Origin of the sequence: Rhizobium sp. WSM1274 (assembly GCF_025200775.1) — a bacterium.
Taxonomy (GTDB): Bacteria; Pseudomonadota; Alphaproteobacteria; order Rhizobiales; family Rhizobiaceae; genus Rhizobium; species Rhizobium leguminosarum_I.
In genome coordinates, this window is sequence record NZ_CP104138.1 from 3,032,700 (window position 1) to 3,056,626 (window position 23,927).

Below are 23,927 nucleotides of genomic sequence, written 5' to 3' on the forward strand. Positions count from 1 at the left end.
CGATGCACATCTTTCGCGATCATGTTAGCATTCCCGCAAACAGGGGGCGAGCATGAGCAAGAATATCGTCATCCTCTTCGATGGCACGTCGAATGAGATTGCGGCGGACCGCACCAATATCCTCAGGCTTTTCGGCGTTCTGAAACGTTCGTCGACGCAAATCGTCTACTACGATCCCGGTGTCGGCACATTTGGCGCGGCCAATGCCTGGTCCAGGGCCTATCGCAAGAGCATCGAAGTCTGGGGCCTGGCGACCGGGTGGGGTCTCGACCAGAACGTCAAGGAAGCCTACCGCTTCATCGTCGACAATTATGAGCACGCGCCACGCGGCAGCGGTGAGGATAGCGACCGCATCCATATCTTCGGCTTCAGCCGCGGCGCCTATGGCGCCCGGGTTCTCGCCGGCTTCATTCATGCGCTGGGCATCGTCAGCCGGCACCATGTCAATCTCATCGATTATGCCTACAGGACCTACAAGGGCATCTCCGACAACGAAGCGAAGGCCGGCGGCTTCGCCGGCGCGACCGACGATGATGCTCCATCGGCCTTTTCCAGCATGCGGCTCTATGAAAGGACGCTGAAGACCCACCGGCCGAAGATCAAACTGCTCGGGCTTTTCGATACCGTAGCCTCGGTGATCGAGATGGGCAAATGGCTGCCGCAGCTAAGGACCCTGCCCTTCACCAGGAAGAATCCGAGCGTCGAATGGGTGCGCCATGCCATGGCAATCGACGAGCGGCGGACGATGTTCAACCCGATGCCCTGGACGCCGGGGCAGGAATATTGGGGCGGGCCATTCCGGCCGAAGGAGCCGGTGCCGCAGAACGTCAAGGAAGTCTGGTTTGCCGGCGTCCACGGCGACGTCGGCGGCGGCTACCCGGAAAAGGAAAGCGGCATCATCAAGATCCCGCTCGAATGGATGATCAGTGAAACCAAGCAGACCGGCCTCGACTATATCGACCAGACGGTCAAGGCAGTCGTGCTCGGGAACAACAGCAGGCCGATCCAGAACTACGTGGCCCCGAACGCGCAAGCCAATCCGCACCATTCGATGACCGCCGGATGGCGGCTTCTCGAATATATTCCCCGCCGCGTGCCCGAAACCTCCTGGCGCAAGCGCGGCAACAGGGAAGGGATCTACCTGCCGCTCCAGGATCGCCGTTTCATTCCTGACGGTGCGGTCATCCACCAGTCGGTGATCGATCGCGGAAATCTGTCCCCGAACCTGCCGCGGCAGGGAAGCTTCACGATAGAGCCATGGTCGGACCGCCCACCGGCCAAGGATGGGCCGGACCATCCGCCTCCTGCACAATTTTGAGGCGCATCACCTGATGTTGGGGCGGGCCGCGTTTCTTTCATGCGAATTTTCTGGAAATCGGCCTTGGCGATCTGCTATAAGCGTCCGACTAAGATTGTGGCACGGTTCCGAAGCTCCCCTTCGGAACCTGTTTTCTTTTGTGTTCGCCGCTGATTGTGCGGATACAAGGATTGAAGGACAGAAAAATGGTTGAAAAGGTACCGATGACACAGGGCGGTTTCGTCAAGCTGCAGGAAGAGCTGCGCTGGCGCCAGCAGGAGGAGCGCCCGCGAATCATCGAGGCGATCGCCGAAGCCCGTGCCCATGGCGACCTTTCCGAAAACGCCGAATACCACGCCGCCAAGGAAGCCCAGAGCCACAATGAAGGCCGCATCAGCGAGCTGGAAGACCTGACGGCGCGCGCCGAGGTCATCGACCTCACCAAGATGTCGGGCGACAAGATCAAGTTCGGCGCCAAGGTGAAGCTCGTCGACGAGGACACCGAGGAAGAAAAGACCTACCAGATCGTTGGCGACCAGGAAGCCGACGTCAAGGCCGGCCGCATCTCCATCTCTTCGCCGATCGCCCGAGCGCTGATCGGCAAGGAAGTCGGCGATTCCATCGAGGTCAACGCGCCGGGTGGCTCCAAGGCCTACGAGATCCTTCAGGTTTCCTGGGGCTGATCGCCCGCCAGCCGCGAGACCCCTCCCTTGCCGGATATTCGTGACGTCGAGATCATCGCGCCTAATTTCAAGCGCCGGCTCTCCGGCGTCACGTCGACCATCGTCCAGCTCATCCCGTGCCAGATCCGGCTCGGCATCAAGATCGCGACACTCGGTCCCGGCCTGCCGGAGGACCTGCCGAAACTTAAATGGCGGCAGCTCCTCGGCCTCTGGCGCCCGCCTGCGCGCCGGCGCCGGCGTATCTGGCACGCTCGCCGCAACAACGAGATGGCCGTCGGCATCCTGCTTCGCCATCTCACGCGCATGCCGCTGAAGCTTCTCTTCACCTCGGCGGCGCAACGCCGCCACACCGCCTATACGAAATGGCTGATCCGCCGCATGGACGCTGTCATCGCGACCAGTGACCGTTCCGGCTCGTTCCTCGAGGTGCCGCACACGGTCATCCAGCACGGCGTTGACCTTGCGCTGTTCCATCCGCCGGAAACCGCAGAGGACGGCATCGCCGCCACCGGCCTGCCCGGCCGCCATCTGGTCGGCTGTTTCGGCCGCGTGCGCCATCAGAAAGGCACTGATCTTTTCGTCAGGGCGATGATCGAACTGCTGCCGCAGCACCCACAATGGACGGCCGTCGTCTCCGGCCGCGTGACCGCGGAGCACGCGGCATTCGCAGACAGTCTCAAGGCGGATGTCGCCGCCGCCGGGCTGAGCGACCGCATCCTCTTTCTCGGCGAAGTGCCTGACATCAAGGTCTGGTATCGCCGCCTGACGCTTTACGTCGCCCCTTCTCGCAACGAAGGCTTCGGCCTGACGCCGCTCGAAGCCATGGCTTCGCGCACCGCGGTGGTGGCATCGGATGCGGGCGCCTATGCCGAACTCATCGTCACGGGCGAGACAGGCTCGGTCGTCGCCGCCGGCGATGGCGAAGCGCTGACGCGGGCAATCGCGCCCTACATCGCAGAACCCGCTCTGGCGATCGCGCATGGCGAGAATGCGCTGCGGCATGTCAGGGCGAATTTCGCGCTGGAGAAGGAAGCGAGCGCGATCGGCGCCGTTTACAACAGCCTTCTCGGCGACAATCGCAGCTGAGGCGGAAAAGAGGACGGCCCGTCGGATAACGGGCCGTTGCAAGAATTCTAGGACTGCGAACAGTCCGGCTGGTTATTCGGCCGGCTGCAACCCGGCAGCCGAAGTATCCTCTCCGCTCTGGCCACCCAGCGCCGCAGCAAGCTGCGCCGTATCCAGCTCGTTTTCCCAACGCGCCACGACGATCGTTGCAACCGCATTGCCGACGAGGTTGGTCAGCGCCCGGCATTCCGACATGAAGCGGTCGATGCCGAGGATGAGCGCCATGCCGGCGACCGGCACGGAGGGCACGACGGAGAGCGTCGCGGCAAGCGTGATGAAGCCGGCGCCGGTGATGCCTGCGGCACCCTTGGAGCTCAGCATCGCCACCAAGAGCAGCAGGATCTGGTCACCCCAGGAGAGATGGATGCCGGTTGCCTGGGCGATGAACAGCGCCGCCAGCGTCATGTAGATGTTGGTGCCGTCAAGATTGAAGGAATAGCCTGTCGGGATGACGAGACCGACAACCGAGCGCTTGCAGCCGGCCTTTTCCATCTTGTTCATCAGTCCCGGAAGGGCGGCCTCCGAAGACGACGTGCCGAGGACCAGTAGCAGTTCTTCCTTGATGTAGCGCAGCAGCGCCACGATCGAGAAGCCATTGTAGCGGGCAACAGCGCCGAGAACGACGAGGACGAAGAGCAGCGAGGTGAGGTAGAAGGTGCCGATCAGCATGGCGAGGTTGGCGATCGACCCGACGCCGTACTTGCCGATGGTGAATGCCATGGCGCCGAACGCACCGATCGGGGCAGCCTTCATCAGGATGGCGACAAGCTTGAACACGGGCGCAGTCAGGGCATTGAGGAAGTTGACGACCGGTTCGCTCTTTTCGCCGACCATCGCGAGCGCGATACCAAAGAGCACCGAGAAGAACAGCACCTGCAGAATGTCGCCATCGGCAAAGGCGCCGACGATCGTCGTCGGGATGATGTTGGTCAGGAAACCGACGACGCTCTGCTCATGCGCCTTTGCGGCGTAGCTGGCGACCGCCGCCGGGTCCAGCGAGGCCGGATCGATGTTCATGCCGGCCCCGGGCTGGACGACATTGGCGACGATCATGCCGATGATAAGCGCCGCCGTCGAGAAGGTCAGGAAGTAGAGCATCGCCTTGCCTGCGACGCGGCCGACCTTCTGCAGGTCGCTCATGCCGGCAATGCCGGTCGCGACCGTCAGGAAGATGACCGGGGCGATGATCATCTTGACGAGCTTGATGAAGGCATCACCAAGCGGCTTCAGCTGGGTGCCGAATTCGGGATAGAAATGGCCGAGCAGGATACCGGCGGCGATGGCGGCGAGAACCTGGACGTAAAGATGGCTATAAAAGGGCTTTTTGCCCTTGCTGCCTGCAACTGCATCGATTGGTGCTGCGATCATGATATCCTCCTAATGGCTCGTCCGGAACGAACTCCGGCCTCCCGAGCCGTTCGCTTCAAGTCCAACAGCTCAGCCGTTGTTGGCATTCCTTTCGCAATCGGCGTGCCAGTTTTACGCCACCAGACAAACAATTGATTTCGTTACAAAAAAATTTATCAAACTACGGATAACTAATTAAGAAATGCGGAAATCCGCACAAATGCGTTTGCGTTTCGTGCAGAAAAATGCACAAATCTGCCATGTCCGTGTCGCCGAAATTGTGGCCTTCTCTACCCTTGCATCACCGCATCCGCCGGACATGGTGGGCCTATGCTGTGCTCGCCTTTGTCGCCGTCGTGGCCAGCCTGTGGGTAAGCGGCGAGATCGGCCGGCATCGGGCGGAGGCTGCCCTCGAGGAACAGGCCCGCATGGATGCGAGGCTGAATGCGGCTTTGCTGCGCACGGTTCTCGAAAAATACCGAGCGCTTCCCTTCGTGCTGTCGCAGGACGTGGCTCTCGCCGCGGCGCTAGCGGGAAACGATGCCGGCACATTCGAGCGGCTCAGTCAGAAGCTGGAAATGCTGACGGCGGGCACGAAGGCCGCCGTCATCTATGTCATCGACAAGGACGGCATGGCGGTTTCGGCCAGCAACTGGCGCGAACCGACGAGCTTCGTCGGTAATGACTATCGTTTCCGCGAGTATTTTCAGGGGGCGGCCGAAAGAGGACAGGCCGAGCACTTCGCGCTCGGCACGGTCAGCAAGAAGCCGGGTCTCTATATCTCCCAGCGGATTTCGGGCAGCAATGGCCTGCTGGGCGTCGTTGTGGTCAAGGTCGAATTCGACGACGTCGAGGCGGATTGGAACGCCTCGGGCACCCCGTCCTACGTCGTTGACGAGCGCGGCATTGTCCTCATCACCAGCATCCCGTCATGGCGGTTCATGACGATCGGCCGGATCGCCGAAGACCGGCTGACGGCGATCCGCGAAAGCCTTCAATTCGGCGCTGCGCCGCTTCAGCCTCTACCGCTCGACATGGTCCGAAATCTCGGCGACGGGCTCGATATCGTCGAGATCGTCATGCCGGGCGATGCCGGGAAAACCAGGTTTCTCGATGTCGCAACGTCGGTGCCGGCGACCGGATGGCATTTGCAGCATCTGGTGGCGCTGGGGTCATCCGTCGATGCGGGGATTCGCGAAGCCCGCATGCTGGCATTGCTGATACTCCTGCCGCTGCTGGCCGGAGCAGCCTTCCTGTTGCGCCGCCGCCATATGATCACCCTGCGGATCTCCAGCGAACAGCAGGCGCGGGAGGAACTGGAACGGCGGGTAGTCGAGCGGACGCTGGATCTCAGCCAGGCTCGGGACCGGCTGCAGGCTGAAATCATCGGCCACAAGAGCACGGAACAGAAGCTGCAGGCAGTGCAACAGGATCTGGTGCAGGCCAACCGGCTGGCCATCCTGGGTCAGGTGGCCGCCGGCGTCGCCCATGAAATCAACCAGCCGGTCGCGACCATCCGCGCCTATGCCGATAACGCCCGCACCTTCCTCGATCGCGGCCAGACGGCGCCTGCCGGCGAAAATCTCGAAAATATTGCGGCGCTGACGGAACGCATAGGTTCGATCACCGATGAATTGAAGACCTTTGCGCGCAAGGGCCGCGGCAGCGCCGAACCAACCGGATTGAAGGACGTCATCGAGGGCGCCGTGATGCTGTTGCGCAGCCGGTTTGCCGGCCGCATGGATACGCTCGACATCGACCTGCCGCCCGCCGAACTGCAGGTGATGGGAAACCGGATCCGTCTCGAGCAGGTGCTGATCAATCTGCTTCAGAATGCCCTGGAGGCGGTAGCGCCGAAGGCCGGAGAGGGTCGCGTCGAGGTCAGAACATACACCGATGCAGGGATGGTAACGGTCACGGTCGACGACAACGGTCCCGGCATCCCGCCTGATATTCGGAAGGGCTTGTTCACGCCGTTCAATACCTCGAAGGAAAGCGGTCTCGGCCTCGGCCTGGTGATCTCCAAGGATATCGTCGGCGACTATGGCGGCCGGATGGAGGTTTTAAGCGGCAATAGCGGAACCCGGTTCATCGTTCAGCTAAGGAAGGCTTGAGATCATGGAAACGCCGACCCCTGTTGCGCTGATCGACGACGACGAGGACCTGCGCCGCGCCACCGCGCAGACGCTCGAACTCGCAGGATTTTCCGTTTCCGCCTATGATGGCGCGAAAGCCGCGCTGGCGGATCTGTCGGCGGACTTTGCTGGCCCCGTCGTCACCGATATCCGCATGCCGGAGATCGACGGACTGCAACTCTTCGCCACGCTCCAGAGCGTCGATGCCGACCTGCCGGTAATCCTGATGACCGGCCACGGTGATATTCCCATGGCCGTTCAGGCGATCCAGGACGGCGCCTATGATTTCATCGCCAAGCCCTTCGCAGCCGATCGGCTCGTCCAGAGCGTGCGTCGCGCAAGCGAGAAGCGGCGGCTTGTTCTGGAAAACCGCATGCTGCGGAAAGCAGCCGAAGATGCGCAGGAGAATTTGCCGCTGATCGGCCAGACGCCTGCCATGGAAAATCTTAGAAACATCCTTCGCCACATCGCCGATACCGATGTGGACGTGCTTGTCGCAGGCGAAACGGGCAGCGGCAAGGAAGTGGTAGCCCAGATCCTGCATCAGTGGAGCCACCGCCGGAAGGGCAATTTCGTGGCGCTGAATTGTGGCGCCCTGCCCGAAACCGTCATCGAAAGCGAACTGTTCGGCCACGAGGCCGGCGCCTTTACCGGCGCCCAGAAGCGCCGCACGGGCCGCATCGAACATGCGAGCGGCGGCACGCTGTTCCTCGACGAGATCGAAAGCATGCCGGCCGCCACCCAGGTCAAGATGCTGAGGGTGCTGGAGATGCGCGAGATCACGCCGCTCGGCACCAATGAGGTGCGTCCGGTCGATCTTCGCGTCGTCGCGGCCGCCAAGATCGACCTCGGGGATCCTTCGGTGCGCGGCGATTTTCGCGAGGATCTCTATTACAGGCTGAACGTCGTGACGATCTCCATTCCGCCGCTGAGAGAACGCCGCGACGACATTCCGCTGCTGTTTTCCCACTTCGCCGCTCGCGCCGCGGAGCGTTTCCGTCGCGATGTCCCGCCGCTTTCCCCGGATGTGCGGCAGCATCTCGCCTCGCACACATGGCCGGGGAATGTCCGCGAACTCTCGCATTATGCCGAACGCGTCGTGCTTGGCGTGGAAGGCGGTGGAACGGCAGCGGTCCCTCCGCAGCCGACGGATGCGACGCTTCCCGAACGGCTGGAGCGCTACGAGGCGGAGATCATTCGCGACGCGCTGTCGGCCAATGACGGCGACGTCCGCCGCACCATCGAGGCGCTCGGCATTCCGAGAAAGACGTTTTACGACAAACTCCAGCGCCACGGCATCAACCGGGGCGGCTATATCTCGCGCAAGTAGTTGTCGATGATGTTTGATCTGCCGAGTGGCGTTAGACTTCCACCAGTCCCAGCTTCTTCACCTGCCGGATCGTCAGCATGGTGCGCACGGTATCGACATGTTCGTTCGCCGTCAGCACCTCGATGACAAAATCCTGAAAGCGGGTGAGGTTCTCCGCCACGCAATGCAGCAGGAAATCGCTGTCGCCGGAGACCATCCAGGCCTGGCGCACCAGCGGCCATTCGGCGGTGGCGGCGGCAAACGCCTTGAGATTGCCTTCCGACTGATGCTTGAGGCCCACCATGCAAAAAGCGACGAGGTCGAATCCGAGCTTCGGGCTATTCAGCATCGCGTGATAGCCCTCGATGATGCCGGCTTCCTCGAGCTTGCGCACCCGGCGCAGGCACGGCGGCGCCGAGATGCCGACGCGATCGGCAAGCTCCACATTGGTCATGCGGCCGTCGGCCTGCAGCTCCCGGAGTATCTTTATATCGATGACGTCGAGTTCCGCACGACCCACATCATTGCCTTTCTTTAATTCTCCGCGGCGAGCTTCTATATAAAGCCGCGGAATACGCAAGAAAGTTTCACGCCGATGACGGATTCTTGCACATCTGGGCGATTTGCCTTGTTGGTAACGCAAGGCTGCCCTTGAATAAAAGCATTGGACGTTCATAAATGGCGCAGGACCGCGAAACGGCCGCAATCGCTCATTAGCCGCCGCCCTCCTGCCAGTCGAAAGGAAATGACATGCCCGCCCGCCATACCAAGGTGCTCATCATCGGTTCCGGACCCGCAGGCTATACCGCCGCGGTCTATGCCGCGCGCGCCATGCTGAAACCGGTTTTGATCGCCGGTCTCGAACAGGGCGGCCAGCTGATGATCACCACTGATGTCGAAAACTATCCGGGCTTTGCCGATCCGATCCAAGGTCCCTGGTTGATGGAACAGATGCTGCAGCAGGCAAAACATGTCGGCGCCGAGATCGTCAACGACCTCGTGACCGAAGTCGACATGAACCAGCGTCCTTTCGTCGCCCGCACCGACAGCGGCCAGGTCTGGACCGCCGATACGCTGATCATTGCCACCGGCGCCAAGGCCAAATGGCTCGGCATCGAGAGCGAGCAGCATTTCCAGGGCTTTGGCGTTTCGGCCTGCGCCACCTGCGACGGTTTCTTCTATCGCAACAAGGATGTGATTGTGGTTGGCGGCGGCAACAGCGCCGTCGAGGAGGCGCTCTATCTCTCCAACATCGCCAAGTCGGTGACATTAGTGCACCGCCGCGACTTCTTCCGAGCCGAGAAGATTCTGCAGGAACGCCTGTTCTCCAAGGACAATGTCAAGGTGCTGTGGAATACCGAAGTGGGCGAGATTACCGGCACGCCGGCCAAGCCGCCGATGCCGCAATCCGTATCCGGCGCGCGCCTGCGCGATGTCAGAACCGGCACGATCACCGAAGTGGCGATCGATGGCGTCTTCGTCGCGATCGGCCATGCGCCGGCAACCGAGCTCTTCAAAGACAAGCTGAAGCTGAAGGACAATGGTTATCTCTGGACTGCGCCGGATTCGACCGCGACCAGCCTGGAGGGGGTCTATGCAGCAGGCGACGTGACGGATGACACATTCCGCCAGGCGATCACTGCCGCCGGCTTGGGGTGCATGGCTGCACTTGAAGCCGAGCGATACTTGACGGGCCACATGCCCGTCGCCGTGGCCGCGGAGTAAGATCGGCATGAGGGGTGGGGGAATGCCATTGGATTGGGACAAGCTGCGTATTTTTCACGCAGCTGCCGAGGCGGGTTCGTTCACGCATGCGGCGGATAAACTGCATCTGTCCCAATCCGCCATCAGCCGCCAGGTCAGCGCCCTGGAGCAGGATGTCGGCACCAAGCTGTTTCACCGCCATGCACGCGGCCTGATTCTGACGGAACAGGGCGAGTTGCTTTACCGCACCGCCCATGACGTGCTGCTGAAGCTCGAAACCGTGAAGATGCAGCTCACCGAGACGACCGAGACGCCATCCGGCAAGCTGCGCGTCACGACGACGGTCGGCCTCGGCCAGGGCTGGCTGACCGACAAGATCCAGGAATTCCTGCAGCTTTATCCCGATGTGCAGATCCAGCTGATCCTCGACAACGAGGAAGTGGATGTGAACATGCGTCATGCCGACTGCGCCATCCGCCTGCGCCAGCCGCAGCAATCCGACCTCATCCAGCGCAAACTCTTCACCGTGCACATGCACGTCTATGCGGCCCCGTCCTACATCAATCGTCATGGCGAGCCGCAAAAGGTCGAGGATCTCGACAGTCACCGCATCATCACCTTCGGCGAGCCGGCGCCAAGCTACCTGCTCGACGTCAACTGGCTTGAGGTCGCCGGTCGCTCGTCCGACAACAAGCGTATTCCGCATCTGCAGATCAACAGCCAGACCTCGATCAAACGCGCTGCCCTGCTCGGCATTGGCGTCGCCTGCCTGCCGGATTACATCGTCGGCCGCGACCCAGGCCTGATTCAACTGGCGATCAACGCCGACGTCCCTTCCTTCGACACGTATTTCTGCTATCCCGACGAGATCAAGAACGCCGCCAAGCTGAAGGCCTTCCGCGATTTCATCGTCAGCAAGGCCAGAAACTGGAACTTTTAAGCTTGGTTTTATTGAAGAATTGCCGACTATGCAGAACACGCATGACTGGCATGCACAAATGAGGGTTGCCGTTTGCCCATTAAACCACCATATCGCACATAGCTGATGCACATGGTGGCTTTTCCTCCCAGTTCCACCGCATTAGCTGTTCCCCTCTGGAGGTTTTTGACCTTCACACTTATAAGGGCCCTGGTTTTCCAGTGGCCCTCTTTTTTTGCCTTTCTTCCTCAACGAAATGCCGCACCGCAAAAAATTTGTGCGGCGCATAGCAGACATGCACAAAAAAGCATTGAAACCTGCTCAAGGAAGCACCATATCGACCTCAGCTGATGCACCTTGTGGTTTCTCTCCCAGTACCACCGCATTAGCTGTTCCCCTCTGGAGGTTTTTTGACCTTCACAATTATAAGGGCCCTGGTTTTCCAGTGGCCCTCTTTTTTTGCCCAAAATTTGCTCATTCAATAAAACTCAACGCCTCACGCCTCCGTGATTTGCATATCGAAGTCAGACGATTGATATATCGGTCAGAAACGATTTATAATTCGGCGAACCACGATGGATAAAGACGAAATTATCAAGGCGCTCGCCCATCCGACCCGGATGGACATTCTGAACTGGCTGAAAAATCCCGAGGAGCATTTCCCCTCGCAGGAGCATCCTTTTGAAATGGGCGTCTGCGCCAGCCAGTTCGAGCGCTGCGGCCTGTCGCAGTCGACGGTCTCGGCCCATCTCGGCACGCTGCATCGCGCCGGCCTCGTCACCACCAAACGCGTCGGCCAGTGGATCTTTTACAAGCGCAACGAAGAAACCATCGCCGCCTTCCTCAAGCAGCTGACGCAGGACCTCTAGAATGCCTCTCGCCCTCCTCGTTCTTGCCTTGAGCTCGTTTGCGATAGGCACCACCGAATTCGTCATCATGGGTCTGTTGCCGGAGGTTGCCGCCGATCTCTCGGTCAGCATCCCGCAGGCCGGATGGCTGGTGACCGGTTATGCCCTTGCGGTCGCGATCGGGGCACCTGTGATGGCGATTTCGACCGCGAAGCTGAAGCGCCGCACCGCCCTGATTGCGCTGATGGCCTTCTTCATCGCCGGCAACCTGCTTTGCGCACTGGCGAGCGACTATTGGGTGCTGATGATCGCCCGTGTCGTGACGGCACTTTGCCACGGCGCCTTCTTCGGCATCGGCTCGGTGGTCGCCGCCGGCCTCGTTGCCGAAGACCGAAAGGCCCGCGCCGTCGCGCTGATGTTTACCGGCCTGACGCTTGCCAATGTTCTCGGCGTGCCGCTCGGCACCGCGATCGGCCAAGCCTATGGCTGGCGCGCCACCTTTGTCATCGTCACTGTCATCGGCATCGTCACCATATCAGGCCTGATCGTCATCCTGCCCAAGGATAGGCAGCAAGAAAACGGCAGCATTCTGCGTGAGATCGCAGCCCTGCGGAATGGCCGCCTGTGGCTGGCGCTCTCCACCACCGTTTTCTTCGCCGCCTCTATGTTCGCCCTCTTCACCTATATCGCGCCGCTGCTACGCGACATCACCGGCGTGTCGCCGGAAGGCGTCACCTGGACGCTGTTCCTGATCGGCCTTGGGCTGACCATCGGCAACCTCGTCGGCGGCAAGCTTGCCGATTGGCGGCTCGGCGCAACGCTTGCCGGCGTCTTCGCCGCGATCGCCATCACTTCGATCGCCTTCAGCTATACGAGCCGCTTCTTCATCCCGGCCGAAATCACCCTCTTCCTTTGGGCGATGGCAAGCTTTGCCGCCGTGCCGGCGCTTCAGGTCGGCGTCGTCGGCTACGGCAAGGATGCGCCGAATCTCGTCTCCACGATCAACATCGGCGCCTTCAACACCGGAAATGCGCTCGGCGCCTGGGTGGGCGGCCTCGTCATCGACGCCGGCTTCGATCTCACCCGCGTTCCGCTCGCCGCAGCCTTGATGGCCCTGATCGGCCTCGGCGCGACGGCGCTCACCTATCTCTCCGCCAGGGGCCGGGCCGCCCTCGCCCCTGCCGAGTGATCCTCCCGCAAAAGAAAGGACCATCATGGCCAAGCTTTTCGAACCCGCGAAAGTCGGCGACATATCAGTCAAGAACCGCGTCGTCATGGCGCCGCTCACCCGCAACCGCTCGCCGGGCGCAGTTCCTAACGACCTCAACGTCGAATACTACCGCCAGCGCGCCACAGCAGGCCTGATCATCACCGAAGCAACCGCGATCACCCATCAGGGCCAGGGATATGCCAACGTGCCTGGTCTCTACAGCAAAGAGGCTCTCGACGGCTGGAAGCGCGTCACCGACGCCGTTCACGCAGCCGGTGGCAAGATCGTCGTCCAGATGTGGCATGTCGGCCGCATCTCGCACACGACGCTGCAGCCGAACGATGGCAAGCCAGTTTCCGCGACCAATCGCATTGCCAAAGCCAAAACCTACCTGGTCAATGCCGACGGCACCGGCAGCTTTGCCGACACCTCCGAGCCGCGCGCGCTCGATACCGCCGAAATCCCCGGCATCATCGAGGATTACCGCAAGGCTGCCCGTGCGGCGATCGACGCCGGCTTCGACGGTGTCGAGATCCACGGCGCCAACGGCTACCTGCTCGACCAGTTCATCCGCGACGGTATCAATGACCGTACTGATGCATATGGCGGCTCGATCGAAAACCGCACCCGCCTGACCTTCGAAGTCGTCGACGCCGTGGTGAAGGAAATCGGCGCGGGCCGCACGGCGATCCGGATCTCGCCGGTGACGCCGTCAGGCGAAAGCTACGATTCCAATCCGCAGGCGACCTTCACCCATGTCGTCGAAGGCCTGGCCAAATACGATCTCGCTTATATCCATGTCATCGAAGGTCAGACCGGCGGCGACCGCGACTACAAGCAGGGCGACAATCCCTCCTTCGATTACAAGGCGCTGCGCCAGACTTATGAAGAGGCCGGCGGCAAGGCCGACTGGATGGTCAACAATGGCTACGATCGCGATCTGGCGATCGACGCCGTCGAAAGCGGCCGCGCCGATCTCGTCGCCTTCGGTAAGCCCTTCATCGCCAATCCCGATCTCGTCGAGCGCCTGGAACACAATCTGCCGCTCAACACGCCCGACCAGTCGACCTTCTACGGCGGCACCGGCAAGGGCTATATCGACTATCCCATCCTCGAAAAGGTCGCTTGAAGCTTTCACACGCGAACGCGAATCCCGCCGAAAGGCGGGATTTCCATTTTCGACGGGTTTTTGTAGGGTGCCGCCATGTTCGCTCCCTATCTTGACCGCTGGTCGCTAATATCAGACGGCGAGCCCATCATCACCCATTCAAGCCGCCTGCTCCCGGTCCTCTGGCGGGATAAGCCCGCCATGCTGAAAGTCGCGGCAGATATCGACGAACGATACGGCGCTCTTCTGATGCAGTGGTGGGACGGTGACGGCGCAGCCTATGTCTACGCCCATGAGGGCGACGCCGTGCTGCTGGAACGGGCGACGGGAAAACGCTCGCTGCTTGCCATGGCAATGAACGGCGAGGACGATGAGGCAAGCCGCATCCTCTGCGGCACGGCGGCACGGCTGCATGCGCCGCGCGAAAAACCACCTCCCGATCCCATCCCTCTCACCCGCTGGTTTCGGGATCTGGAACCGGCAGCGGGCAAGCATGGCGGCACGTTTGCCGATTGCTCGGCGATCGCCAACGTCCTCCTTGCCGATCAGCGTGATGTCACCATCCTCCACGGCGACATCCATCACGGCAACATTCTCGATTTCGAGGCGCGCGGCTGGCTGGCGATCGATCCGAAGCGGCTGTACGGCGAGCGCGGCTTCGATTTCGCCAATATCTTCGCCAACGAAGAACTGCCAACAATCACCGATCCTGCCCGTTTCCGCCGCCAGCTCGACATCGTCTCAACGGACGCGAAGCTGGAACCGAAGCGGCTGCTCCAATGGATCGCCGCCTATTCCGGCCTTTCCGCCGCCTGGTTCCTCGGTGATCCGAATATTCAGCAGGCAGAAACCGCCCTGACGGTCGCCCGGATCGCGCTGGCCGAACTCGAGAGCTAACCCGCGTTCTGCGACGGCTGCCCGATAAGGTCTGCCGCGGCTTGATGGTGCGAATCGGGCAGGCAGCCAAGTGCCACGAGCGAAGTCCTGACCGCTTCGTCGATCGGCGTCTGCGGCTCCTTGCCGAGTTCGGCCACAAGCCTGGTGTTCCGCATCCGCACCGGCAGCTTCCAGAGATAACGCATCTCCTTGATCTCCCGCATCACCGGAACGAAGGGCGCCGCCAGCGGCACGATCCACCAGGGAAAGCCGCCGATCTTTGCTTTGCCGCCGGCGACGCGCTTGATTGCTTCGGCCATCTGCATGCCGTCCGCATCCCAAAAGCCCTCCATGTGATAGACGGAGAAAGGCGGCAGCCGATCGGCCCGCTCGATGAGCTGGGCGATGGTTTCCGCCATGTCTGGCAGGTAGGCCCATTGATGACCGCTGCCTCGCCGACCCGGGTTCCTGATCGTGGCGACGGGCTTGCCTGGGGTCACGAGACCGGACGAAAACCAGCTGTTGGCCGTCGTGCCTGGACCGAAGAAATCCCCTGCCCTGACGATGATGGCGCCGGCGCCGGACTGCGAGGCCGCCTTCAGCCGCTCCTCCATTTCGACGCGGATCGCCCCCTTCTTCGTCGTCGGATGCTGCGGGCTTTCTTCCGTCGGCGTCGGCAGGGCATCGGGACCAAAATTATAGATGTTGCCCGGCAGCACGATTCGCGCGCCGACGGCGCGAGCAGCGGCGATGGTATTGTCGAGCATCGGCAGCACCAGCGTTTCCCAGTCGCGGTAGCCGGGTGGGTTGACGGCATGGACGATAAGGCCGACGCCTTCAGCCGCCTTCAGGACGTCGCCGGCATTCATCGCATCGCCCTGCATCCAGTCGAAGGCTGGCTCGTTCCTCGACACCTTGGCGGCATCACGATTGAGCGCCCGGATGCGCCAGCCGCGCGCAAGCAGCCTGCGGGCAACCGCGCCGCCGATACCGCCGGTGGCGCCGAGAACGAGGGCCGTCGTTTTCATTTCGCTATTCATGACAATCATCTCCTTCGATTGGATGAGAGGATCATGCCATCAGAGCGAGATAAACGAAATTGACGAAAGAAGTGCATCTGCTATACGAAAATACATGAACTCCGAACCGAGCTGGGATTTCTACCGCAGTTTCCTGACCGTGCTCCAACAGGGATCGCTGTCGGCCGCCGCCCGCGAACTGGGGCTGACCCAGCCGACCATAGGCCGCCATGTCGACGCACTGGAACTAGCGATCGGCGCCGAACTCTTCACCCGCTCGCCGAATGGGCTGCTGCCAACCGACGCCGCACTGGCGCTGAGGCCTTACGCCGAGACGCTGGCGGCAACCACGGCCGCCCTTTTACGCACCGCATCCGGCCAGCGCGAGCGCGTGGCTGGAACGGTCAGGATCAGCGCCAGTGAGGTCATCGCCGTCGAAGTGCTGCCCGGAATTCTCGGACCGCTGCAGGAAACCTATCCCGAATTGCAGATCGAGCTCTCGGCATCCGATACGATCGAGGACCTGGTGAACCGCGAGGCCGATATCGCCGTGCGCATGGCCGAGCCGCAGCAGACTGCACTCGTCGTGCGCCGCATCGGCGATATCCCGCTCGGCTTTCACGCCCATCGCCGCTATCTCGAACGATACGGCATTCCGCAAACCTTGGCTGACCTCGCAAACCACCGCCTCATCGGCTTCGACCGGCAGACGGCCTATGTCCGTATGGTGATGAAACGCTATGCGGTGCCTGGCATCGAATTCTCCTTCCGCTCCGACAACAACCTCGCCCAGCTTTCGGCGATCCGTGCCGGCGTTGGCATCGGCATCTGCCAGACAGGACTCGCGCGCGAAAATCCCGACTTGGTTCACATCCTGCCTGATGCCTTCAGCCTACCGCTCGGCACGTGGGTGGCGATGCATGAGAGCCTGAAGTCTTCGCCGCGCTGCCGCGCTACCTTTGACGTATTGGTCAAGGGGCTTCAGGACTATCTCCGATATTCGACCAGCGCATAATCGCAAAAATCAGAATCGATTTTCGCAAAGAATCATGCGCAAATTTCGAAGCAATAGAACCTCCTTAACGCGTCTTATCGGACGCGCACCCCGGCGGGATGCAAATGACAAAGCACCATGCGGTTGAACTCGTGCCCTGCGATCCGCGATGGCCGCAAGCCTTTCAGCGTATCCGCGGCAAGCTTCTAACCTTGCTGCCGCAGGCGCTCGCCATCGATCACATCGGCAGCACGTCCATACCGGGCATGATGGCCAAGCCGCTTATCGACCTCGACATCGTTCTTCCCGGCCTCGAGCATATCGAGGACGCCACACGCGTGCTTCTGGCCGAAGGCTATGAGCCGCGCGGCAACCGCTATGACGACGATGTCTGGGCGTTTTTATCGAGAGGTTCGGTGCCGGCAGAACGGGTCTACCTTTGCCCTTCCGGCAACGGCACGCATCGAAACAGACTGGCTTTCCGGGATTATCTCATCGCGCATCCGCAAGCGGCGGCCGATTATGCCGCGCTCAAACGCAGCCTGGCAGTCGAATTCAGGATGGACGGCGACCGCTATACTGCGCATAAGCGCGAATTCGTCGATACGATCGTCGCGCGGGCATTGACGGGCGATGGTTAGCTTCAGATGCCTTGCGAGGCTTCGGCTGTACGGTCCTTCCACAAGCCGTCCACCACCTCGGTTTCCGGCCGATCGCCGCCCTCGGCATATTCCTCATGCCATTTGCCGTTCTCGTCCTGCCAACTGATCTCGGCGGAATCGCCGCCGACCTGCTGTTCGGCCGCGACGATGCGTGCAGCTTCGAGCGCCTCGGCATGGGTCGGGAATGCCTCGGAATAGACACCTCCCAGCCTGTAGGCCCAGCCGCCGTCATGCGGCACGACTTCGTAGACCACCTTGATCATGCATTCGTCTCCTCATCTTCTTGTTGCGCATTCGCATGCTTCCGGACAGGATCCGGATCATCGCGGCCGCTTGACGAGAATTCGAGGACGCCGCGATCTGCTTTCCGGCCCCGATGACATTCAGTATTCCATTAAACGCCGAAGACTGCAAATGGCACTCGACCGCGGCTTTCTTGATAGGCGAAATCAGGGACTTAAATAAAATGTATGAATCTGAACAGGAGCAGAGGCTTGGGGATCGCGTCACGCCTTAAAGAGGAAAAGTTTCTGGTCGCCGCACTTGTCGTTGCAGCGATCGCCTATCTCTTGGAACACGCAGTGATCGAGATGGGGCGCGGCGTCGCGCTGATTGCCGCCGCTGCCCTGGTCGGCACCATCGTGCTCGCCTCGATCCGCGTTGCCCATCATGCCGAGCTGCTCGCCGTCAAGGTCGGCGATCCCTACGGCACGATGATCCTGACGCTCTCGGCCGTTGCCGTCGAAGTCATCATCCTCGCCATCATGATGAGTGGCGAAAGCTCGCCGACGCTGGTGCGCGACACGATCTATTCGGCCCTGATGCTCGATATCAACGGCATTCTCGGCTTGGCCGCCCTGCTCGGCGGCCTCAAGCACGGCGAACAGCCCTATAACGACAATTCCGGCAAGACCTACGGCGTGATGATCCTCACCGCGATGGGCATCTCGATGATTGTGCCGGAATTCGTGCCCAGCGACAAATGGCACTATTATTCCGCCTTCACCATCGCCGCGATGATCGCGCTTTACGGCCTCTTCCTGCGCATGCAGGTTGGCCAGCACAGCTATTTCTTCAGCTACAGTTACCCGCGCTCCGAACGAAAGAAGGAAAGTCCCGACGAGCATGGCGCCGACGAGTCGGCCGCGATCTCGATCGCCACCATTCTCGTCGGCGTCGTCATTATCGGCCTGCTGGCGGAGTTCATGGCGGCCTTCATGACCGAAGGCCTGCGCGATAGCGGCGCGCCGATCGCCGTGACCGCCGTGGTCGTCGCAGCGATTTCGGCCGCACCCGAGATCCTGACCGCATTAAGGGCGGCACTCAGGAACCGCATGCAGGCGACGGTCAACATCGCCATGGGCGCCTCGCTGTCGACGGTCATCTTGACCGTGCCCGTGATGGAAGCGATCGCGCTCTATACCGGCCAGCCCTTCATCATGGCGATGACCCCGGTGCAGACGGTGATGGTGGCGGTCACGCTGATTGCCGCCGCGATCAACCTCAACGACGGCGAGACCAACGCTATCGAGGGCATGACGCATTTCATCCTCTTCGCCACCTTCGTCATGCTGACGGCGCTGGGGCTCTGAAGGCTCCCGCCCCCGCGGGGGAAGGGCAAGAACAGGCTGTTTAGGCGGGCTGTTGGGCAAAGAGCAGGCGTTCGCGGGCTGCGAACCATTCCTCGGCGTAATCGTCGTTCTTGTATTCCTCGAAATACGGCCCGCCATCGGTGAAATGGACGTTCTTGGCGTCTTCGCGGTAGTTGTATTCATTGACGAGGTAATTCCACGTCACCGGCAATTCGCCGATGAGCTCTTCATTCTCCAGCCATTTGAACTGATGCAGTTGCAGCCCGGTCGCGGTATTGACGTAGTCGGGCGTCAGTGCGCGGCATTCGTCATTGTTGAAGAGGATGAAGCTCGACCAGTTCTTCTTTTCGTACTTGGTCTGTGCCTGCCCGAGGAACTTGGTGTCGATCTTCGGCTGGTAATCATGTTTGACGCACATGACGGCGTAACGCTCGTCGCGCAATGCCCAAAGCTCGGCGATATCGGCACGCATCAGCATGTCGCAATCCATGAAGATGCTCCAGCCCTCGTAACCGCTCAGATAGGGCGTCAGGAAACGCGAGAAGGAGAACTCCGTGGATTGCAGCGCGTTGCGCTGGCGGGTGAAAATCCCGCCAAGATTGGAGAGCGCAATGGGCGAGAACTCGACCGGGATCGACGACTTCTCGATGATGCTCTGCACGAGAACGTGGTAGGCAACCACTTCCTTGGGATCGAATCCCACGAAAATTCGGACGTTCTGTTGTTCCATTGTCCACCTCGATCGCCAGTATAGAGAGATGAATTGATTGGTATCGGAAACAGCGTTTTTGGCCACCCACGCCTGTAAGCAAAGGCCTGCGACAGTCATCCCTTCGACTTATCGAGAAAACGCTGCTTGCGGGTTTTCGGTTTGAACCGCCGAAAGAAATTGTCGACGGCGCGGATGAATTTGGTGACGGACATCAGCCTGTCGATCTGGCTGTTCGTATTGTCGAGCCGCTCCGACAAGACCTCGGCCGCAGTCATCGCGATCTCGACCGGCGGCACCTCAGGAAACCGTTTGGCGAGCGCCGAATAGGGGCTGGCATCGACGCCGCCCACCATGGAGATCGACCCCATGCGCGCAAAGAGACGCAGGAAGATCTGCTCGAACGTCCAATCGTGCACGTCGAACACCTTCCACTTCTCGCTCCGCTTCGCCGAAAAGCCGGCAAGCAGGATATTGCCCGGCAGCTGCAGATCGGCGAGCCACAGCGCTACCGCAAAGCCGCTCGTCGCGATCTTGCCGATCGGATAGAGATCGGCGAGCATTTGTGTCAGATCAAGGTGACGGGCCTCAGCGCCTTCGAAGCAGCTCTTTTCGCTGAGATTTTCCTCGACGGAGACCCGGATGTTGACGACGCCGAGGAAATCGTCGCCGCCAAAGAAGCGCAAGACATCCGCCGCTTCGCGCCGATGGACGATATGGGCGCCCATTACGTCGCTGCGGGCAACCAGCATGGAATGGCCGACGAAGGGTTCGTCGAGCACCTTATAGACCTTGTTGAAGAAGACGTAGAGCACCGTCTCAGGCAATTCGCCCCGCAGCCGTTCGAGATCGACCGCCTCGCTGTTTGCGACCAGCACGACATGGGAATAGCCCGACAACAGCGTCTTCCACGCTTCCGGCGTCAAGAAATTGAAGCCTCCGTCCGGAGCGGTCGTAGCCTTGTTATCGCTAGGGATTGCTTCCATATCGGCTCACATGCACTTTCCAAGGACGACGCGGTCCGCCCGACTAGCTGTTGCTGAAATAGGCGCGCATCCGGGCAAGCCGCGTCAGCCCGCCGATCTGCTTTCCCACATGCGAGAGGAAGCCCGCCACTCGGTCCGTCATCGACGGTTGCCTGCAGAAAGACGCCCAGGGTGTGTTGCGAAGATCTTCGGCATAACGATTGGCCATCCGCCGGTGCACCCAGGGCACGGTGGCCTGCCACGGCTTTTTCCGGCCGGTGAAATGAAAGATGGCCGGCCGATCGACGAAAGGCAGCAGGCCCGTCTGTGTATTCCAGCGCGGATCGAGCACCAGCCAGTCGCGGTCGAACGTGACGTTCAACGCATCCTGGTCATTGTTCTCGAACAGATGCGACCGCTCCTCGAAGATTTCCCGGGTCCTGGCGAAAAGCCCCCTCGCCCGGCAGACGGACCAGTCGAACAGCAGTACGCCGGCATTGAAGTAGCGGCCGCCATGGCCCATGCCGATCTTGCGCTGCCGCGCCCCGGCCTTCTCGGGAAAGGCCATGACATAGTCGTCGACCGCAGCAAGCGCCTTGCCCCGCAGATCCATCGCGAAGAGATCGTCGACCGGCGCAACCGTAAGCACATCGGCATCGAGATAGAGCAGCCGCTCGACATGATCGGGAATGTACAGATCCATGTAGAGCCGCGCCAGCGTCGCCCCCGACCAGCGACCCCGCGCTTGCAGCGCCGTATCCGGCGTATTGTAGGGCAGCACCCTGATCCCCATGTCGTGCAGCCGCGCGAAATTTCCGACCTCGGCGATCTCGTTCGACTTGAGGTCGATGCCGAGAAGCAGGAACTCAACAGTGGAACCTGAGAGATTGCGCTTGACCGAAAGCAGGGTGCAGCAGGCGGCCGGCAGCATGTTGACATCCGAACAGACGATCACGGCACTCTGCTGCAAAATCCCAGCCCCCCCGAAGCGGCAATTTAAACTTGATGCCGGATATCTAGTTGGTTTGATGCCAACCCGCAACCGCAGATCACCCGCCGGACCGTCGCTCTGCGTCACGTTTTGAATCGGATTTCAACGAGTTGCAAGGCAAAGCGGATTCAGATGAGGAGCATATTGAATCGGAACGTGAACTTAGAGCCGCAGCGCCAATGGATGATCGACGAGCAGCCGGTCCACTGTCGCAAGCTGCAGCCCCTCGACCTTGCATTGCGCAAGCAGCAAGCGATCGAAGGGATCGCGCGTCTCCGGCTCGGGGTTGGCGGCGGTGATGACGTGCGCGATATCGATGGGCAGGATCGTCAGCCCGGTCTCCCCGAGATAAACGGGAATGGTCTCGAGCGGCAATCCGGGCTGCAATTTTCCAAGCCTTGTCTTGATGGCAATTTCCCAGAGGCTGGCGACGCTGACGAAACCGATGGCGGCACCGTCCGAAAGCACCTGCTCGGCACGCGGAAAACGCTCCGCCAGTTTCTTCTGGGCAACTGCAATCACCATGTGCGTGTCAAGCAGCAGACGCATGATCACGGCAGCGGCTTGAGAAGAAAATCTTCCGGCAAAGGATCGTCGAAGTCGTCGGCGATATACATCTCCGTGCGCGTGATACCCTTGGAACGAAGATAGGCTTCGCCGGCCTCCAGGTTCAAACCGCCGCGTTTTTGATGCGGCACGAGATCGAACACCGGCCGGCCGTTGCGTGTCACGACAATGGTTTCACCTTCCTCAACCTCACGGGCGAGTTCGGTCAGGCGGTTCTTCGCATCGCGGATCGAGACGGTTTTCATGATGGCAAATGTAGCTACATGCGGCTACATCGTCAATGTCAGAGCAATTGAAAAAGGCCGGCCGTCACCGGCAGGCCCTCAATCGGCGTTACAGTAAGCCGCTTACTTGCAAGCGCCGCAGAAGCGCTGGATGCGGCGGCAGGCTTCCTCGAGCAGCTCTTCCGAAGTCGCGTAGGAGATGCGGAAGTTCGGGCCAAGACCGAAGGCCGAACCGTGAACGACGGCAACACCTTCCGTTTCCAGAAGCTCGGAAACGAAATCCTCGTCCGTCTCGATGACCTTGCCCGACGGCGCCGTCTTGCCGATCAGGCCGGCGCAGGACGGATAGACATAGAAGGCGCCTTCCGGCACCGGGCAGACAATGCCCTTGGCCTGGTTCAGCATCGAAACGACGAGATCGCGACGGCCTTCGAAGATCTTCTTGTTTTCAGGGATGAAGTCCTGCGTGCCGTTCAGCGCTTCGACAGCCGCCCACTGGGCGATCGACGTCGCACCCGAGGTCTGCTGCCCCTGGATCATGTCCATGGCCTTGATGAGCTGGATCGGACCGGCCGCATAGCCGATGCGCCAGCCGGTCATCGCATAGGCCTTGGAGACGCCGTTCATCGTCAGCGTGCGGTCGTAAAGCTTCGGCTCGACTTCCACAGGCGTGACGAACTTGAAGTCGCCATAGGTCAGGTGCTCGTACATGTCGTCGGTCAGCACCCAGACCTGCGGATGCTTCATCAGCACATCCGTCAGCGCCTTCAGCTCGTCCTGCGTATAGGCCGCCCCCGTCGGGTTGGACGGCGAGTTGAAGATGAACCACTTGGTCTTCGGCGTGATCGCCTTTTCGAGATCGGCCGCCTGGAGCTTGAAGTTATGCTCCTGGGTGGCCGAAACGAAAACCGGCGTGCCGCCGCACAGCGCCACCATCTCAGGATAAGAAACCCAGTAAGGCGCCGGGATGACGACTTCGTCGCCGGGATTCAGCGTTGCCATGAAGGCGTTGAAAAGGATCTGCTTGCCGCCGGTGCCGACGATCGTCTGCTCCCAGGAATAGTCGAGGCCGTTCTCGCGCTTGAACTTGGCGGCGATCGCCTTGCGCAGCTCGGGAATGCCGGAGACCGGCGTGTACTTCGTTTCGCCGCGGTTGATCGCGTCGATGGCGGCCGTCTTGATATTATCGGGCGTATCGAAATCCGGCTCACCTGCGCCGAGACCAATGACGTCACGTCCTTTTGCTTTCAGCTCGCGCGCTTTCTGGGAGACGGCGATGGTGGCTGAAGGCTTCACACGGGAAAGAGCATCGGCAAGGAAAGCCATGATAACGGTCCTAATGGTTGAAACGGGCAGAAAGCCGGGACCGGAGTTCTGCGGTTAGCTCTATGTCCAATGTATGACGGCATTTCAAGCGGAAAGGCGTCATGGTGGCATGATTCTTATTGATCGGTTCGCCGCACCGCCCGTCCAGCACGCCGCCCCCTTCGGAGAGGCCTATGTCACGTGGTTGAAACACCATGCGGAGATCTTGAATCAATCTCTGAGGTCGTCCGGATTTATCCCCTGAAATCAGTGGCATCGTCGAATTCGGCCATTGCCATGAATAAGCCGCAACAAATGCCGCACCACGCCGCAATTCC

24 protein-coding genes are annotated in these 23,927 nt (G+C 60.8%); 14 read left to right on the top strand and 10 right to left on the bottom strand.

The genetic code is table 11. From position 1 onward, the window contains the following. The first annotated feature begins 52 nt into the window (after nt 1-52). The 3 genes from N2600_RS15305 (at nt 53) to N2600_RS15315 (ending at nt 3,066) form a co-directional block, all read left to right on the top strand. Nucleotides 53-1,318 carry a T6SS phospholipase effector Tle1-like catalytic domain-containing protein gene (locus N2600_RS15305; protein ID WP_260296696.1) on the top strand — a complete coding sequence of 422 codons (1,266 nt, stop codon included), beginning with the start codon at nt 53-55 and terminating at the stop codon, nt 1,316-1,318. A 185-nt stretch (nt 1,319-1,503) separates the two neighbouring features. Further along, nucleotides 1,504-1,980: a transcription elongation factor GreA gene (gene greA, locus N2600_RS15310; protein WP_017965278.1), complete on the top strand. Its 477-nt coding sequence runs from the start codon at nt 1,504-1,506 to the stop codon at nt 1,978-1,980. 27 nt (nt 1,981-2,007) lie between these two features. Next, entirely contained in the window at nt 2,008-3,066 is a 1,059-nt protein-coding gene (locus N2600_RS15315) for a glycosyltransferase family 4 protein (RefSeq protein ID WP_260056473.1), read from the top strand. Nucleotides 3,067-3,138: 72 nt separating this feature from the next. Here the strand turns inward: N2600_RS15315 and N2600_RS15320 are convergent, their stop codons facing one another. Then, the gene (locus tag N2600_RS15320; RefSeq protein ID WP_260296701.1) at nt 3,139-4,473 is read right to left on the bottom strand and encodes a dicarboxylate/amino acid:cation symporter; all 1,335 of its coding nucleotides are present in this window, start codon (nt 4,471-4,473) and stop codon (nt 3,139-3,141) included. Between the two features lie 224 nt (nt 4,474-4,697). On the opposite strand from N2600_RS15320, the gene N2600_RS15325 reads away from it, so the two are divergent. Together N2600_RS15325 and N2600_RS15330 are read left to right on the top strand one after the other, a co-directional pair. Next, nucleotides 4,698-6,566 carry an ATP-binding protein gene (locus N2600_RS15325; protein WP_260296702.1) on the top strand — a complete coding sequence of 623 codons (1,869 nt, stop codon included), beginning with the start codon at nt 4,698-4,700 and terminating at the stop codon, nt 6,564-6,566. A gap of 4 nt (nt 6,567-6,570) precedes the next feature. Then, nucleotides 6,571-7,917, top strand: a complete 1,347-nt coding sequence (locus N2600_RS15330) for a sigma-54-dependent transcriptional regulator (RefSeq protein ID WP_260296703.1) — start codon at nt 6,571-6,573, stop codon at nt 7,915-7,917. A gap of 31 nt (nt 7,918-7,948) precedes the next feature. On the opposite strand, the gene N2600_RS15335 is transcribed toward N2600_RS15330, so the two are convergent. Further along, the gene (locus tag N2600_RS15335; protein WP_003541645.1) at nt 7,949-8,416 is read right to left on the bottom strand and encodes an Lrp/AsnC family transcriptional regulator; all 468 of its coding nucleotides are present in this window, start codon (nt 8,414-8,416) and stop codon (nt 7,949-7,951) included. Between the two features lie 230 nt (nt 8,417-8,646). Here N2600_RS15335 and trxB point away from each other — a divergent pair, with 230 nt between their 5' ends. The 6 genes from trxB to N2600_RS15365 all read left to right on the top strand — a co-directional run bounded on the left by trxB (nt 8,647) and on the right by N2600_RS15365 (nt 14,582). Beyond that, nucleotides 8,647-9,621 carry a thioredoxin-disulfide reductase gene (trxB, locus tag N2600_RS15340; protein WP_260296706.1) on the top strand — a complete coding sequence of 325 codons (975 nt, stop codon included), beginning with the start codon at nt 8,647-8,649 and terminating at the stop codon, nt 9,619-9,621. A gap of 22 nt (nt 9,622-9,643) precedes the next feature. After that, the gene (locus N2600_RS15345; RefSeq protein WP_026154247.1) at nt 9,644-10,540 is read left to right on the top strand and encodes a LysR family transcriptional regulator VtlR; all 897 of its coding nucleotides are present in this window, start codon (nt 9,644-9,646) and stop codon (nt 10,538-10,540) included. A 554-nt stretch (nt 10,541-11,094) separates the two neighbouring features. Further along, complete coding sequence (locus N2600_RS15350; protein WP_011652911.1) at nt 11,095-11,388, top strand: ArsR/SmtB family transcription factor; 294 nt, start codon at nt 11,095-11,097, stop codon at nt 11,386-11,388. Between the two features lies 1 nt (nt 11,389). Continuing rightward, nucleotides 11,390-12,556, top strand: coding sequence for an MFS transporter (locus N2600_RS15355; protein ID WP_260109116.1), 1,167 nt, complete (start codon nt 11,390-11,392; stop codon nt 12,554-12,556). Nucleotides 12,557-12,581: 25 nt separating this feature from the next. Then, on the top strand, nt 12,582-13,706 hold the full coding sequence (locus N2600_RS15360) for an alkene reductase (protein WP_017965286.1): 1,125 nt from the start codon (nt 12,582-12,584) through the stop codon (nt 13,704-13,706). Between the two features lie 75 nt (nt 13,707-13,781). After that, nucleotides 13,782-14,582, top strand: coding sequence for an aminoglycoside phosphotransferase family protein (locus N2600_RS15365; protein ID WP_260109118.1), 801 nt, complete (start codon nt 13,782-13,784; stop codon nt 14,580-14,582). Here the strand turns inward: N2600_RS15365 and N2600_RS15370 are convergent. Next, nucleotides 14,579-15,601 (bottom strand): NAD-dependent epimerase/dehydratase family protein, encoded by a 1,023-nt coding sequence (locus N2600_RS15370; RefSeq protein ID WP_260296707.1) that lies wholly within the window; start codon nt 15,599-15,601, stop codon nt 14,579-14,581. The genes N2600_RS15365 and N2600_RS15370 overlap by 4 nt on opposite strands. A gap of 94 nt (nt 15,602-15,695) precedes the next feature. On the opposite strand from N2600_RS15370, the gene N2600_RS15375 reads away from it, so the two are divergent. Then, nucleotides 15,696-16,595, top strand: coding sequence for a LysR family transcriptional regulator (locus tag N2600_RS15375; protein ID WP_017965289.1), 900 nt, complete (start codon nt 15,696-15,698; stop codon nt 16,593-16,595). A gap of 104 nt (nt 16,596-16,699) precedes the next feature. Continuing rightward, nucleotides 16,700-17,215: a GrpB family protein gene (locus N2600_RS15380; RefSeq protein ID WP_260296708.1), complete on the top strand. Its 516-nt coding sequence runs from the start codon at nt 16,700-16,702 to the stop codon at nt 17,213-17,215. Between the two features lie 2 nt (nt 17,216-17,217). On the opposite strand, the gene N2600_RS15385 is transcribed toward N2600_RS15380, so the two are convergent. Further along, entirely contained in the window at nt 17,218-17,499 is a 282-nt protein-coding gene (locus tag N2600_RS15385) for a DUF2188 domain-containing protein (RefSeq protein WP_017965291.1), read from the bottom strand. Nucleotides 17,500-17,730: 231 nt separating this feature from the next. On the opposite strand from N2600_RS15385, the gene N2600_RS15390 reads away from it, so the two are divergent. Beyond that, complete coding sequence (locus N2600_RS15390) at nt 17,731-18,828, top strand: calcium:proton antiporter (RefSeq protein ID WP_260109122.1); 1,098 nt, start codon at nt 17,731-17,733, stop codon at nt 18,826-18,828. Between the two features lie 40 nt (nt 18,829-18,868). Here N2600_RS15390 and N2600_RS15395 read toward each other — a convergent pair whose 3' ends face one another. From N2600_RS15395 to N2600_RS15420, 6 genes are all read right to left on the bottom strand, one after another. Next, a complete protein-coding gene (locus N2600_RS15395) occupies nt 18,869-19,558 on the bottom strand; it encodes a glycosyltransferase (RefSeq protein WP_260109123.1) in 690 nt (229 codons plus the stop codon). Between the two features lie 95 nt (nt 19,559-19,653). Beyond that, on the bottom strand, nt 19,654-20,523 hold the full coding sequence (locus N2600_RS15400; protein WP_260296711.1) for a 3-deoxy-manno-octulosonate cytidylyltransferase: 870 nt from the start codon (nt 20,521-20,523) through the stop codon (nt 19,654-19,656). Between the two features lie 43 nt (nt 20,524-20,566). Continuing rightward, a complete protein-coding gene (locus N2600_RS15405) occupies nt 20,567-21,457 on the bottom strand; it encodes a glycosyltransferase family 8 protein (RefSeq protein WP_260109125.1) in 891 nt (296 codons plus the stop codon). Between the two features lie 198 nt (nt 21,458-21,655). Beyond that, nucleotides 21,656-22,042: a type II toxin-antitoxin system VapC family toxin gene (locus N2600_RS15410; RefSeq protein WP_260109126.1), complete on the bottom strand. Its 387-nt coding sequence runs from the start codon at nt 22,040-22,042 to the stop codon at nt 21,656-21,658. 2 nt (nt 22,043-22,044) lie between these two features. Then, nucleotides 22,045-22,305 (bottom strand): type II toxin-antitoxin system Phd/YefM family antitoxin, encoded by a 261-nt coding sequence (locus N2600_RS15415; RefSeq protein ID WP_011652922.1) that lies wholly within the window; start codon nt 22,303-22,305, stop codon nt 22,045-22,047. Nucleotides 22,306-22,407: 102 nt separating this feature from the next. Beyond that, nucleotides 22,408-23,610 (bottom strand): pyridoxal phosphate-dependent aminotransferase, encoded by a 1,203-nt coding sequence (locus tag N2600_RS15420; RefSeq protein ID WP_003561278.1) that lies wholly within the window; start codon nt 23,608-23,610, stop codon nt 22,408-22,410. Nucleotides 23,611-23,927 lie beyond the last annotated feature (317 nt).